Source organism: Goodfellowiella coeruleoviolacea (genome assembly GCF_024171785.1).
Taxonomy (GTDB): Bacteria; Actinomycetota; Actinomycetes; order Mycobacteriales; family Pseudonocardiaceae; genus Goodfellowiella; species Goodfellowiella coeruleoviolacea.
Window position 1 is genome coordinate 402426 of sequence record NZ_JAMTCK010000007.1, and the last position, 14071, is coordinate 416496.

At 74.4% G+C, this 14071-nt stretch carries 12 protein-coding genes; 10 read left to right on the forward strand and 2 right to left on the reverse strand.

Features of this window, described 5'->3' with window-relative positions; all coding sequences use genetic code 11:
* Positions 1-16: 16 nt before the first annotated feature.
* On the reverse strand, positions 17-1057 hold the full coding sequence (locus tag LX83_RS17755) for a hypothetical protein (RefSeq protein WP_253772703.1): 1041 nt from the start codon (positions 1055-1057) through the stop codon (positions 17-19).
* Between the two features lie 236 nt (positions 1058-1293).
* Here LX83_RS17755 and LX83_RS17760 point away from each other — a divergent pair, with 236 nt between their 5' ends.
* The 5 genes from LX83_RS17760 to LX83_RS17780 all read left to right on the forward strand — a co-directional run bounded on the left by LX83_RS17760 (position 1294) and on the right by LX83_RS17780 (position 8094).
* Entirely contained in the window at positions 1294-2508 is a 1215-nt protein-coding gene (locus tag LX83_RS17760; RefSeq protein ID WP_253772704.1) for a S8 family peptidase, read from the forward strand.
* Positions 2509-2773: 265 nt separating this feature from the next.
* Positions 2774-4549 carry an aspartate--tRNA ligase gene (gene aspS / locus LX83_RS17765; RefSeq protein WP_253772705.1) on the forward strand — a complete coding sequence of 592 codons (1776 nt, stop codon included), beginning with the start codon at positions 2774-2776 and terminating at the stop codon, positions 4547-4549.
* 16 nt (positions 4550-4565) lie between these two features.
* Positions 4566-5537, forward strand: a complete 972-nt coding sequence (locus tag LX83_RS17770; RefSeq protein WP_253772820.1) for a DUF389 domain-containing protein — start codon at positions 4566-4568, stop codon at positions 5535-5537.
* A 237-nt stretch (positions 5538-5774) separates the two neighbouring features.
* A complete protein-coding gene (locus LX83_RS17775) occupies positions 5775-6983 on the forward strand; it encodes a hypothetical protein (RefSeq protein WP_253772706.1) in 1209 nt (402 codons plus the stop codon).
* Positions 6984-6993: 10 nt separating this feature from the next.
* The gene (locus tag LX83_RS17780; protein ID WP_253772707.1) at positions 6994-8094 is read left to right on the forward strand and encodes a pyridoxal-phosphate-dependent aminotransferase family protein; all 1101 of its coding nucleotides are present in this window, start codon (positions 6994-6996) and stop codon (positions 8092-8094) included.
* Positions 8095-8161: 67 nt separating this feature from the next.
* Here the strand turns inward: LX83_RS17780 and LX83_RS17785 are convergent, their stop codons facing one another.
* Complete coding sequence (locus LX83_RS17785; protein ID WP_253772708.1) at positions 8162-8824, reverse strand: uridine kinase family protein; 663 nt, start codon at positions 8822-8824, stop codon at positions 8162-8164.
* Between the two features lie 86 nt (positions 8825-8910).
* Here LX83_RS17785 and LX83_RS17790 point away from each other — a divergent pair, with 86 nt between their 5' ends.
* From LX83_RS17790 to LX83_RS17810, 5 genes are all read left to right on the forward strand, one after another.
* Positions 8911-10302, forward strand: a complete 1392-nt coding sequence (locus tag LX83_RS17790; protein WP_407649607.1) for a replication-associated recombination protein A — start codon at positions 8911-8913, stop codon at positions 10300-10302.
* A 191-nt stretch (positions 10303-10493) separates the two neighbouring features.
* A complete protein-coding gene (locus LX83_RS17795; protein ID WP_253772710.1) occupies positions 10494-11330 on the forward strand; it encodes a LamG-like jellyroll fold domain-containing protein in 837 nt (278 codons plus the stop codon).
* Positions 11331-11707: 377 nt separating this feature from the next.
* A complete protein-coding gene (locus LX83_RS17800; protein ID WP_253772712.1) occupies positions 11708-13132 on the forward strand; it encodes a YcaO-like family protein in 1425 nt (474 codons plus the stop codon).
* A 136-nt stretch (positions 13133-13268) separates the two neighbouring features.
* Complete coding sequence (locus LX83_RS17805) at positions 13269-13670, forward strand: DUF948 domain-containing protein (protein ID WP_253772714.1); 402 nt, start codon at positions 13269-13271, stop codon at positions 13668-13670.
* Positions 13667-14035, forward strand: a complete 369-nt coding sequence (locus tag LX83_RS17810; protein WP_253772717.1) for a hypothetical protein — start codon at positions 13667-13669, stop codon at positions 14033-14035. The genes LX83_RS17805 and LX83_RS17810 overlap by 4 nt, the downstream gene beginning before the upstream one ends.
* Positions 14036-14071 lie beyond the last annotated feature (36 nt).

Below are 14071 nucleotides of genomic sequence, written 5' to 3' on the forward strand. Positions count from 1 at the left end.
GGCCGACTCCGCCGGGTCAACCAGCGGCGCTGGTCGTCCGGGATGTGGGAGCGGCTTGCGCCGGGTCGGCCGGCCACTCCCAGCGCAGCTCCACGCTGCCCGGCCCGAAGTCCAGGACCACCGCGTGCGCGAACCCGTCCTCGGCCACGGCCACGATGCGGGTGGGCGCCAGCGGCCGCCCGTCCGGGGCGTGCGCCTGGCGCAGGCAGCGCACCGGCAGCGCCGCCGGGGCGAAGCGCACCTCGACCAGGTACTCCCGCACCGGCAGCCGGAACTTGCGGCAGAACGTGTCATCGGGGTGCGGGCCGGGCCGGGTGTGCACCAGCTCGTACTCCACGACGGTGGTCTCGCCCCGGCGCAGCGGGCGGGGGAACAGCAGCTCGGCGGCGAGCAGCCCGAGGGCGGGATCGCTGGTCAGCCGGCCGAGCCGGGCCGAGCGCACCGGCCGCACCTCGGGCAGCCGGTTGGCCGAGGACATCCCGTGGAAGACCAGCACCCACCGGTCCACCGCGTCCCGCTCGGCCCGCAGCACCTGCCTGACCCGGACCGCGCGCAGGCTCCGGTCCGCCCCGATCTCCACCTGGTCGTGCTGGCTGATCCTGGTCAGCGCCGAGTCCGCGGTGGTGTCCAGGCCGGCCACCAGCGCGGCCACCCGCCGGTCCCGCCACAGCGCGGCGACGGGCAGCGCGCGCCCGGTCCGGGTGGCGGTCCTGCCCCGCGGCCGGGGCGGCCCGAGCAGGCTGCCCAGCGTGCCCACGGGCAGGTCGAGCACGTCCTCCAGGTGACGCAGCGCGGCCAGCGACTCCGGCCGCTCCGGCCGCCGCCGGCCGGACTGCCAGTAGCTCAGCGCGGTGACGCTGATGGGCACGCCCCGCTCGTGCAGCCGCCGCTGCAGCCGCTGCAGGCTCAGCCCCCGCGCCCGGATCGCCGCCCGCAGCGCGGCCGCGAACGGTCCGGTGCTGAGCAGGTCGGCCAGTTCGGCGCCGGCCGGCTGGCCCGAGGTGGCCCGCCGGGAATCGGGTGGGGAGCTGCTCCGAGTCGTGGCCGGACGTGACATCTCCACTCCCCGTTCATTCGTGACGCGCTGAACCAGATTACGTCCGCGGTGTTCGCGGTGATACGGCCGAACGGTCCCATCCCGCCGAATTGCGGGCCGGCTGTGCGCGAATCGGTCGAATGGCAACTGGGAAATTCTGACACTTCCGCGACGAGTGCGCCCGTTCGTAATGTCGATGCCGTTGGGAAAGGGCGACGGGGCCCGGGAATTCGGTTCGAGGAGAGCGGGAAACACAGATGCGAAGGACAGGATTGGCGCGCTGGCTCGGCGGTGTGGGCCTGGCCACCCTGGTCACGGCACTGGCCGCGACCGGCACACCGGCGCAGGCCGCACCCGACGCGGCTACCGAGGGCGCGGTGCTCGCGGCCGACTCGGCCACCGCCGTGCCAGGCAGCTACCTGGTGGTGCTCAAGGACTCGGTGCGCGCCCAGGCGGCGACCGCGGCCACGGCCGACGCGCTGGCCGGCCGGTTCGGCGGCCGGGTGGAGCGGGTGTACCAGCACGCGCTGCACGGCTTCTCGGTGACGAACCTGTCGGCGGCGCAGGCCCGCCGGCTGGCCGCCGACCCGGCGGTGGCCTCGGTGGAGCAGAACCAGGTGGTGCGGGTCGACGAGACGCAGACCAACCCGCCGTCCTGGGGGCTGGACCGGGTCGACCAGCAGAACCTGCCGCTGAACAGCCAGTACTCCTACACCACCACCGGTTCCGGCGTGAACGTCTACGTGGTGGACACCGGCGTGCGCGTCAGCCACCAGACCTTCGGCGGCCGCGCCCACTCCGGCTACGACTTCGTCGACAACGACAGCAACGCCGACGACGGCTACGGCCACGGCACGCACGTGGCCGGCACGATCGCCGGCGCCCAGTACGGCGTGGCCAAGGACGCCCAGGTCTGGGCGGTCCGGGTGCTGGACAGCAACGGCAGCGGCACCACCGCCGGGGTGATCGCCGGCGTCGACTGGGTGACCCAGAACGCCCGCAAACCCGCCGTGGCCAACCTGAGCCTGGGCGGCGGCGCGTCCACCACGCTGGACAACGCGGTGCGCTCGTCCATCGCCTCCGGCGTGACCTACGCGATCGCCGCGGGCAACTCCAACGCCAACGCCGGCAACTACTCGCCGGCCAGGGTGACCGAGGCGCTCACCGTGGGCGCCACCACCTCGACCGACGCCAGGGCCAGCTACTCCAACTACGGCGCGGTGGTCGACCTGTTCGCCCCTGGCTCGACCATCACCTCGGCCTGGAACAACAGCGACACCGCCAGCTACACCGGCAACGGCACCTCCTTCGCCGCGCCGCACGTGGCCGGCGCCGCCGCCCGGTACCTGCAGAGCAACCCGGGTGCCACCCCGGCGCAGGTGGGCTCGGCCCTGGTCGGCGCCGCCACCAGCGGCAAGGTGACCAACCCCGGCACGGGCTCGCCGAACAAGCTGCTCTACCTCGCGCCGTGACACCCGCCCGTGACATCCGCCCATGGACACCGCCGCCGCACCTGGCGGCCTGACCAGGTGACCAGCTGATCCGCCGCCGAACCCGGGCTGGCCGTGCCTTCTCGCGCACGGCCAGCCCGGACGCGTGTCCGGGGCGAGCGCCGCCCACGACGGGGGAAACCTGCTGGACAGGGTGTTCGAGGGGTTGGCTAGCCTTTTCGGCGAAGGTCGGCGCGCTGGCGCCGGCCGCTCCACCCGCGACAACCCCGATGAGGAGAGCACACCCGTGATGCGCACGCACGAGGCCGGAACACTCCGGGCCGAGCACGCCGGGCACACCGTCACCCTGACCGGGTGGGTGGCGCGTCGGCGCGATCACGGTGGAGTGATCTTCATCGATCTGCGGGACGCCTCCGGCGTGGTGCAGGTCGTCTTCCGCGAGGGCGAGATGGCCGAGCGCGCCCACCGGCTGCGCGCCGAGTTCTGCCTGCGCGTGGTCGGCGAGGTCGCGGTGCGGCCGCAGGGCAACGAGAACCCGGAGATCCCCACCGGCGAGATCGAGGTGCTGGCCACCGAGCTGGAGGTGCTCAGCGAGTCGGCCCCGCTGCCGTTCCCGCTGGACGAGCACCTGGAGGTGGGCGAGGAGGTCCGGCTCCGGCACCGCTACCTGGACCTGCGCCGCTCCGGCCCGGCCCGGGCGCTGCGGATGCGCAGCGAGGTCAACCGGATCGCCCGCGAGGTGCTGCACGCCCAGCGGTTCGTCGAGGTCGAGACCCCCACCATGACCCGGTCCACGCCCGAGGGCGCGCGCGACTTCCTGGTGCCGGCCCGGTTGCAGCCCGGCTCGTGGTACGCGCTGCCGCAGTCGCCGCAGCTGTTCAAGCAGCTGCTGATGGTCGCCGGCATGGAGCGCTACTACCAGATCGCCCGCTGCTACCGCGACGAGGACTTCCGCGCCGACCGCCAGCCGGAGTTCACCCAGCTCGACATCGAGATGAGCTTCGTCAGCCAGGAGGACGTCATCGCGCTGGGCGAGGACATCCTCACCGCGCTGTGGGGCGAGCTGGCCGGCCACCAGATCCCCCGGCCGTTCCCCCGGATCAGCTACGCGGACGCCATGGCCCGCTACGGCAGCGACAAGCCGGACCTGCGCTTCGACCTGGAACTCACCGACCTCACCGAGTTCTTCAAGGACACCCCGTTCCGGGTGTTCCAGGCGCCGTACGTGGGTGCGGTGGTCATGCCGGGCGGGGCCAGCCAGCCGAGGCGGACGCTGGACGCCTGGCAGGAGTGGGCCAAGCAGCGCGGCTACAAGGGCCTGGCCTACGTGCTGGTCGGCGAGGACGGCACGCTGTCCGGTCCGGTCGCCAAGAACCTGGCCGAGCACGAGCGGGAGGGCCTGGCCAAGGCGGCCGGCGCCCAGCCGGGCGACTGCGTGTTCTTCTCGGCCGGCGAGCCCACCGACGCGCGCACCCTGCTCGGCGCGGTCCGGCTGGAGGTCGGCCGGCGCTGCGGGCTGATCGACGAGTCGGCCTGGTCGTTCGTGTGGGTGGTGGACTTCCCCATGTTCGAGCCGGCCGGCAAGTCCGGTGACGTGCCGACCGGCCACAGCCAGTGGACCGCGCTGCACCACGCGTTCACCTCGCCCACCCCCGAGTGGATCGACCGGTTCCAGGACGACCCGGGCAACGCCCTGGCCTACGCCTACGACATCGTCTGCAACGGCAACGAGATCGGCGGCGGGTCCATCCGTATCCACAACGCGAACGTGCAGCAGCGCGTGTTCGAGGTGATGGGCATCGGGCCGGAGGAGGCCAAGGAGAAGTTCGGCTTCCTGCTGGACGCCTTCCAGTACGGCGCGCCCCCGCACGGCGGCATCGCCTTCGGCTGGGACCGCGTCTGCATGCTGCTGGCCGGCGCGGACTCGCTGCGCGACGTGATCGCCTTCCCCAAGTCCGGTGGCGGCTTCGACCCGCTCACCGGCGCGCCCGCGCCGATCAGCGCGGAGCAGCGCAGGGAGGCCGGCGTGGACGCCAAGCCGGCCGCGGTCAAGGCCAAGTAGGGCCCGACCGGCCGTGCTGCTGCACCTGCGGGTGCTCTGCCCCGCCGAGCAGACCCAGGACGTGCTGGCCCGGCTGGCCGACCAGCCGGGTGTGACGCACCTGGTGCTGCTGCGCGGCGCGGCCGTGCGCCCGGCCGGCGACGTGGTCGAGGCCGACGTGGCCAGGGAGGCCGCGGACGAGGTGCTGGACCGGCTCTGCCAGCTCGACCTGGACCACACCGGCGGGATCACCCTGGAACAGGTGGACACGGCCGTGTCCGACCACGCCGAGCGGGCCGAGCGGGCGGCGCCCGGGGACGGGGCCGACGCGGTGGTGTGGGAGGAACTGCTCGCCCGCACCGGCGACGAGGCCCGGTACACCGCGACCTTCCAGGCGTTCCTGGTGATCGCCTGCCTGCTGGCCGCGGTGGGCGTGGTCACCGACTCCCCGGTGACCATCGTCGGCGCCATGGTCGTGGGGCCGGAGTTCGGGCCGCTGGCCGCGATCGCGGTCGGCCTGGTGCTGCGACGCTGGCGGCTGGTCCGGTCCGCGGCGCTGGCGCTGGCCGTGGGCTTCCCGGTGGCCATGCTGGCCACCGCCGGCGCCACCGTGCTGGCCGAGTGGACCGGGCTGCAGGACCGGGCCGCGCTGGTCAACGGCCACCAGGTCGACTTCGTCTACCAGGTCGGCCCCTACTCGCTGATCGTCGCGCTGCTCGCCGGCGCGGCCGGCATGCTGGCGATGACCTCGGCGAAGTCGGCCGCCCTGGTGGGCGTGTTCATCTCGGTGACCACCGTGCCCGCGGCCGGCTACGCGGTGGTGGCCGCGCTGCTCGGCGAGTGGGGCCGGGCCGGCCAGTCCTTCGCGCAACTGGTCGTCAACCTGGTGGGAATCGTCGCGGCCGGCGTGGTGGCACTGCTGCTGCGCCGCCGCGCCGAGGGCCGGGCGAACCGGCGGGCCAGCCCCGGTACTGCCCGCACCGGCCGCGCCCCGGTCCGGCTGCCCTGACCGTGCGGCTGCCCTGACCGTCCGGCCGACCTGCGGCAGGGGCTGGAACGGGGCGGCGGACGGCGCCGCCGGCCGGTTCCGCCACGAACCCGTTACCAAGCCGTGGTAGTGGATGCTGCCACGCAACGATTACGGTCTCTTGCGCCTTCGCATCCGGTCGGGACACGACTCGCCGTCGCGCCCCGGCGTCACCCAGCAACCGTCGTGCGTCAACCACGGAGAGTAGGGTCGGAGGAGATGAGTGTGGAGATCACCGCCGACCAACCGCTGATCGGGGATGCGGCTGGTCCGGAGGTCATGGAGGCGGTGGCCGCCGCGGAGTCGGTGCTCAGCCGGCGGTACGGCGCGGCCATCCGGTTAGCCGACCCGGAGGAACTCGACGGCACGGGTCGTTCGGTGGTGGTCCGGGTCCGGGTCGCCGCCACCCCGTTCGCCATGCCACGCACCCTGGTGGTCAAGCGGTACCCGCCGGCGGTGGGCGACCGCGACCCGTTCGCCCACGAGGCCGTCAGCCACCAGCTGTTGACCGCGCTGCCCGTGGAGGACCGGCCGGCCCCGGAGATGCTCGCCCACGACGTGGGCAAGCGACTGGTGGTGCTGGAGGACCTGGGCCGGGCGCCCCGGCTGGCCGAGAAGCTGCTGGGCGCCGACGCCAGGGCCGCCGAACGCGGCCTGCTGGCCTGGGCGCGGGCCATGGGCCGGCTGCACGCCACCACCGCCGGCCGGGAGGCCGACTTCGACGCGCTCATGCGCCGGCAGGGCGTGAAGTGCTGCCAGGACCCACTGGCCTCGGACATCGGCGCGGCCCTCGCCCGGCTGCCCGACCTGCTGGCCACCTCCCTGGGCGTGGTCACCAGCGAGGCCGCCGCCACCGCGGCCAGGCAGAGCGGCCGGCGGGTGGAGACCTCCCGGTTCCGCGCGTTCAGCTCGTCCACCTCCTGCCCGGACAACAACCTGGTCACCAGCAGGGGCGTGCGCTTCCTCGACTTCGAGGGCGGCTGCGTGCGCGACGTCGTGTTCGACGCGGCCTGCCTGCGCGTGCCGTTCCCGTCCTGCTGGTGCGCGTTCGCCCTGCCACCCGGCATGTCCGAGGCCATGCTCGCGGCCTGGCGGGCCGAGGTCGGCTCGGTGTGGCCGGAGCTGGACGACGACGCCGTGCTGCTGCCCCGCCTGCTGGACGCCCAGCTGCTGTGGGTGTGGCTGTCCACCTGGCGCGCGCTGCCCCGCATGCTCGACCCGCTCACCGCCGGCGCCCACGACATCCAGGTGCCGCCGCGCAGTGCCGTGCTGGCCGCGCGCTGGTCGCGGCTGCGGGAGAACGCCGCGGCCCTGGGCGTGGGCGAGATCGCCGACCACGCCGACGCCGTGGTGGCCGGGCTGCGCGGCCGGTACGGGTCCGCGGCGATCGAGCTGCCGGTGTACTGGGCCTTCCGCCAGTCGAACTAGGGTGCCGGGTATGGCCATGGCTGACCGCATCCTGCTCGGACCCGGACCGTCCAACCCCTACCCGGAGGCCACCTCGGCGCTGGCCGCGCCGCTGCTCGGCCACCTGGACCCGGAGTTCCTGCGCATCCTCGACCAGACCTGCGAACGCCTGCGCCAGGTGTGGGGCACGGCCAACCGGCGCACCCTGCCGCTGTCCGGCACCGGGTCGATCGGCATGGAGGCCGCCTTCGCCAACCTGGTCCGGCCGGGCCAGCCCGTGGTGGTGGCGGTCAACGGCCTGTTCGGCGAGCGCATGTGCGACGTGGCCGCCCGCTACGGCGCCACCGTGCACCGGGTGGACCACGAGTGGGGCCAGCCCGTGGACGTCGACCGGGTGCTCGCCGCCCACCCGGCGCCGGCCCTGGTCGGCGCGGTGCACGCGGAGACCTCCACCGGGGTGCGCAGCGACATCGCCGCGCTCGGGGCCGCGCTGCGCGCCCGCGACGAGGACACCCTGCTGCTCGCCGACTGCGTGACCTCGCTGGGCGGCATCGAGGTCGCGGTGGACGACTGGGGTGTGGACGTGGCCTACTCGGGCACGCAGAAGTGCCTGGGCGTGGCGCCGGGGCTGGCCCCGTTCACCATCTCCGAGCGGGCCTGGGCGCACCGGGTGGAGCACCCGCCCACCTGGTACCTGGACCTGGGCATGATCGGCGACTACGTGAGCGGCACCGCCTCGGGCGGCCGCACCTACCACCACACCGCGCCGGTGGCCATGATCGCCTCGCTGCACGCGGCGCTGGGCCGCGTCCTCGACGAGGGGCTGGACGCGGTGGTGCGCCGACACCACGCGGCCGGCCAGCGGCTCCAGGACGGCCTGGTCGACCTGGGGCTGGAGCTGTTCGCCGCCGACGGGCACCGGCTGCCCGAGCTGACCACCGTGCGCGTGCCGGACGGGGTGGACTCGGCGCAGGTGCGCGGCCGGCTGCTGACCGAGTACGGCATCGAGATCGGCGCCGGCGCCGGCAAGTACGCCAGTACGGTCTGGCGGATCGGCCTGATGGGCCACAACGCCCGGCTCGACCGCGCCGAACTGGTGCTGGCCGCGCTCCGCCAGGTCCTGCGCCGCTGACCGCCCGCGCTGCCCGCCAGCGCTGCCCGACGGCCTGCGCCCGCTGAGCCAGCGCGGTGGCCGGCGCCTACCTGGCCGCCGCGCCCACCGCGCCCACCGGGGCCAGCGCGGCCAGGTCGAGGCGGGCCCTGGCCGGGTCGGCCCGGCGCATGCCGTTGGCCAGCCCCCGGCGCACCACGGCCGGCTGGTTGCGCCACAGCCGCAGGCCCCGGCGGACGAGCACCGGCACCGGCTTGCGCGCCTCGGCCAGGTCCCTGGTCAGCCGGCGCAGGAAGGTGACGGGCGCGGCCGAGCAGAGCAGGATCGCGTCGGCGAGGACACCGGCCCGCGCGCAGTCGGCCACCAGCAGGTCGGCGAACAGCCCTTCGGCCACGAACACCGGGGCACCGTCCAGTCGCACGGTCCTGCTGCCCACCCGGCGGTCCTCGCCGAGCGCGTACACCGGCGCCTCCACCGTCCCGGTGCTGGCCAGGGTCAGCACCGCGGCCAGGGCGTCCTCGGCGTGCCAGGACTCGGGCCGGTCCCAGTCCACCCGGCCGGCCGGGTCAACGGGCAGCAGCGGATCGCCGGCCTCGCGGTAGAAGTCGTCCAGGCGCAGCACCGGCCAGCCCAGCTGGCGGGCCAGGGTCGACTTGCCACCACCGGACGGGCCGGCGAGCAGCACGACCCGGGCCTGGACGGCGTCGGAACGGGGGATCTCGGGGAGCGAACCGGCGATGGGAGAGGGCACGGGACACAAGTTTCGCATGAGGTGTTGGGGTGTCAGTGGTGGCGGGTAGCGTCGGACGGGTGGATGCCCCACTGGAGGACGACCCGCTGGAGGACACCCTGTTCGATGACGGGCTGTTCGACACGGCACCGGCGCGTGACGACCACCCGGCCCCGACCCGGCCGGCCGCCGGGATGAGCCGGCCTGGCCTGAACCGGCCGCTGGCGGTGCGGATGCGCCCGCGGTCGCTGGACGAGGTGGTCGGGCAGCAGCACCTGCTCGGACCGGGCGCGCCGCTGCGCCGACTGGTCGAGGGCGCCGCGCCCGCGTCCGTGCTGCTCTACGGCCCGCCGGGCACCGGCAAGACCACCCTGGCCACCCTGGTGTCCCAGGCCACCGGGCGGCGGTTCGTGGCGCTGTCCGCGCTGTCGGCCGGGGTCAAGGAGGTGCGCGGGGTCATCGAGGAGGCCCGCCGCCGGCTGGTCCGCGGCGGCGAGGCCACCGTGCTGTTCATCGACGAGGTGCACCGGTTCTCCCGGACCCAGCAGGACGCCCTGCTGGGCGCGGTCGAGGACCGGATCGTGCTGCTGGTCGCGGCCACCACGGAGAACCCGTTCTTCTCCGTGGTCTCCCCGCTGCTGTCCCGGTCGCTGGTGCTGCAGCTGCGCTCGCTGGACGACGCGGACGTGCGCGCGCTGATCCGCAGGGCCGTGGCCGACGAGCGCGGCCTGGACGGCACGGTCACGCTGACCGACGAGGCCGAGGACCACCTGGTCCGGCTGGCCGGTGGCGACGCCAGGCGCGCGTTGACCGCGCTGGAGGCGGCGGCCGAGTCGGCCACCGACACCGGTTCCGGCGTGGTCGACCTGGCCACGGTGGAGCGGACGGTGGACCGGGCCGCGGTCCGCTACGACCGCGCCGGCGACCAGCACTACGACGTGACCAGCGCGTTCATCAAGTCGATCCGGGGATCGGACGTGGACGCCGCACTGCACTACCTGGCCAGGATGATCGAGGCGGGGGAGGACCCGAGGTTCATCGCCCGCCGGCTGGTGGTGCACGCCAGCGAGGACGTGGGCATGGCCGACCCGACCGCGCTGCAGACCGCGGTGGCCGCCTACCACGCGGTGCAGTTCATCGGCATGCCCGAGGGCAGGCTGGCGCTGGCCCAGGCCACCGTGCACCTGGCCACCGCGCCCAAGTCCAACGCGGTGGTCATGGCCATTGACGCGGCACTGGCGGACGTGCGCGGCGGCGCCGCCGGCACGGTGCCGGCCCACCTGCGCGACGGGCACTACGCGGGGGCGAGTCGGCTGGGCAACGCGCGCGGCTACCGCTACCCGCACGACGTGCCCGAAGGGGTGCTCGCCCAGCAGTACCCGCCGAACGAGCTGGTCGGCCGCGACTACTACCAGCCGACCCAGCGCGGCGCGGAACGGGTGCTGGCCGACCGGGTGCCCCGGCTGCGCCGGGTCGTGCGCGGGCAGGATCAGGCGTAGCGGGCGTCACGCCGGCTCGGCCGGTTGGTCGAGCCGGTGGCTGCCGGGGCGCACCCGGGGCAGCTGGCGTTCGGCCCAAACCCGGCTGACCGCCCTCGGCACCGTTTCCCGGACGCGCCGGACTGACTACCCTCCGGATTGGGAGCGCTCCCAAAGAGGGGCGCGCTTCGTCCGTGAGGAGATCAACGATGATGCCTCAGCGAGGAACAGCGGGCCCGCGCACGGCGCTCGCCCGAGGACTCGCCGTCGTCGCGGCCGCACTCGCCGGGTTCGGCCTGGTCACGGCGGGCACCGGTGCCGCGCAGCCCGGAGCGGCCAGCGCGCCGGGCACCGCGGCCGCGGTGGCGGCCTGCGGCTCCGACGGCTTCTGCGACGGGTTCGAGGACCAGACCGGCAGCGCGCCCGGTGGCCGCTGGCAGGTCAGCTACCCGAACTGCCAGGGCAGCGGCACCGCGGTGGTGGACACGAGCACGGCACACGCCGGCAGCAGGTCGATCCGGATCACCGGCACGGCCGGCTACTGCAACCACGTGTTCGTGGGCACCGCGCTGAGCACGGCCAGCAAGGTCCACTACGGACGCTTCTACGTCCGGCACAGCACGCCGCTGCCCAGCGCCCACGTCACCTTCCTGGCCATGCGCGACACCAGCAACAGCAGGGACCTGCGGATGGGCGGCCAGAACCAGGCGCTGCAGTGGAACCGCGAGTCCGACGACGCCACCCTGCCCGAGCAGAGCCCGAACGGCGTCGCGTTGAGCCGGCCGCTGCCGGTGAACACCTGGACGTGCGTGGAGTTCGTGGTCGACGGCAACCAGGGCCAGTTGCGCACCTGGGTCAACGGCGCGGAGGTGGCCGGGCTGGTCGTCGACGGCGTGCCCACCCAGGACGTGGACGGGCAGTGGCTGCGCGGCGCGACCTGGCGGCCGGCCCTGACCGATTTCCGGCTGGGCTGGGAGAGCTACGGCAACGGCGACGACACCCTGTGGTTCGACGACGTGGCCGTGTCCTCGACCCGGATCGGCTGCTGACCGGGCGCCGGCCGGGCACCGCGTCACGGTGATCTTGGGTCGCCCAACCGGATGAACACCCACGCCCATGTGGTGATCCCGCCTGACGGAACCAGGGCCGACGTGGCAGAAACACGGCCTGATCCGCCCAGGCGGGGCGGAGTGCGCAGAAGGGATGCCGTGATGGGTGTCGTCGGAGACTTCATCGTTGTCAAGCCGCCGGAGGAGCCAGACCTGAGCGCGGTCGAGCGGCAGCGACTGGCCGAGGTCGACCACGACGACGCGGCGGAGAACTGAACCCCGCGTCAGGTCACCCCGAACACCGCCCACGTGCCGGCGGGACGCGACCGGACCGCGCCCGCCGGCACCGGCCTACCAGCCGGGAGGAAGCCCCGACCGTGAGTAGCGAACTGCTGCACGCCACCGTCGCCCCGATGCGCGGCACGCTCGACGCCGCGCTCCCCACCACCTTCGGGGCCACCACCCTCGGGACCGGCGCTCTCGGCACCGGCGCCCTCGGACCAGGCGCGCTGGGGCCCGGCGCGCTCGGTGCCGCCGAGCGGGCGGTCCCCCTGGCCGAGGCGCACGCCCTGGGCCTGGCCGCCATGGGCCACCTCGGGCTGCGCCCGCTGCTGCGCGACCTGGGCCGGGACGGCGAGCTGACCGCGTGGACCTGCACGCTGCGCGGACCGGACGGGGTGGTGGCGCCGCAGGCCAGGGGCGCCGGCAAGGGGCACCGGGCCGAGGCCAGGGTCGGCGCCATGTTCGAGGCGCTGGAGCACTTCCTGTCCGGCCCGGCCCGGTTCGACCACGACCAGGTCGAGCTGTGCCCGGCCAGCTGGCTGGCCAGGGGAGAGCTGGCGGCCGAGGCGAGCGCGGTGCTGCTCGCCGAGGGCGGCGAGCAGCCGCTGGCCTGCGCCAGCTACGCCGGACTGCTCGACGGCAGGGAACTGCTGGCCCCGCTGTACCTCTCGCAGCCGTGGTACACCGCGCCGGCCAGCCACCAGCTGCGCGCGCGCTGCGGCGACCACTACGACTACCGGCAGCTGGCCCGCTACTCGGTCAACAGCGGCAGCGCCATCGGCGTCACCGAGGCCGAGGCGGTGGTGCACGCGCTCAACGAGACCATCGAACGCGACGCCTTCTCCCTGCTGCTGGTCCGCGCCTTCCTCACCGCCGGCCAGCGGCTGACCGTGATCGACCCGGGCAGCCTGCCGGCGGGGCTGGCCGCCGAACTCGACCAGGTGCGCCGCCGCGTCGGCACCGAGGTGCACCTGCTCGACATCACCACCGAGCTGGGCGTGCCCACCGTCCTGGCGTACGTGCCGCCCACGGCCGAGCGCCCGCACCTGCGCGGCGCCGGCACCTCGCTGAGCGCGCACCACGCCATGCACCGCGCCATCAGCGAGCTGCTGCAGTACGCGCTGGGCTGCGCCACGCTGCCGCGCCAGGCCGACCCGTTCGCGCACCTGGCCCCGCTGCGCTGGCACGCCGGCCTGCACGCCTGCGGCCGGTTCGACCTCACCGCCCACCTGGCCAGGGCGCGCCGGGTCGCGTTCGTCGAGCGGTTCGCCCCCGAACACCCGCAGGGGCACCTGGACCGGCTCGTGTCGATCCTGACCGGGCACGGGTTCATGCCCTACCTGCGCCGGCTGGCCACGCTGCCCGGCGGGATCACCGCCGTGCACGTGCTGGTGCCCGGGCTGGAGCGGTTCATGGTGATCGCCGACGGGGTGCTGGTGCTGCCCGGTCCCCGGGCCCTGCGGGCGCGCACCGAGTGGCGGCGGCGCACCGTCGGCCGGCCCGAGTCGGTGCCGCGCTGAGCGTGCCCGGACCGCGCCACGCCGGCTCGTCGCTACCGTGGGTAACCGGAATCCGGCGCGCTCTGGTCCGACTGGGCGCGGTAGCCTGACCTCCAATCACAAGACGGCGAATTCGCCAATCACGCAAGGAGGGCCTGTGTCGCCAGGGCAGATCGCCGCGCTGATCGCAGCAGGCGCGTTCGTGCTGCTGGTGCTGTTGCTAGCGATCCCGTTGCTCAAGCTCGGACGGACGCTGGACGAGGCCACCATTGCGATCCGCAAGGCGCACGAGAACAGCGACCCGCTGTTCGACCAGGCCAACTCCACGTTGACCCACGTGAACACCCAGTTGGAGCGGGTCGACGGGATCACGGCCAACGCGCGCGCGGTGACCGGCAACGTCTCCGCGCTCACCTCGCTGTTCACCGCCACCCTGGGTGGTCCGCTGGTGAAGGCGGCGGCGCTGTCCTACGGGGTCAGCAAGGCCGTCCGCCGGCGCCGCAGGGCCGCGGCGGAGAAGGCGGAGCGGACTTCCCGGCGTCGGGGAGGCCGACGGTGAGCCGGCTGTTCTGGTTGGGCGTCGGGGTGGCCGCCGGTGTGGCCATCACCCGCAAGGTGAGCGGGGTGGCCAGGCAGGCCACCCCGGCCGGGGTCGCCGCCAACGTCAGCGACGCCCTGCGCGAGCTGGCCGAGGCGGTGGGCGCGTTCGGCGCTGACGTGCGGGTCGGAATGGCTGAGCGGGAGCGGGAGTTGTACCAGGTCGTGGAGCACCAGACGGGAATCGCCCCGGGTGCTCGGCCGGCGCTCGACCAGGGCGCCGACCGGTGGGGCTACGGGGCGGACAGCCAGACCCCGGCCCGCCTGCCGAGGAACGCGGCAGCCGGGCGGGGCGCCCGCGCGCGAGCTCGCCGGGCGGACGGCTGACCCGCGCGAGGACTTCCGCGAGGACTTCTCGGCACC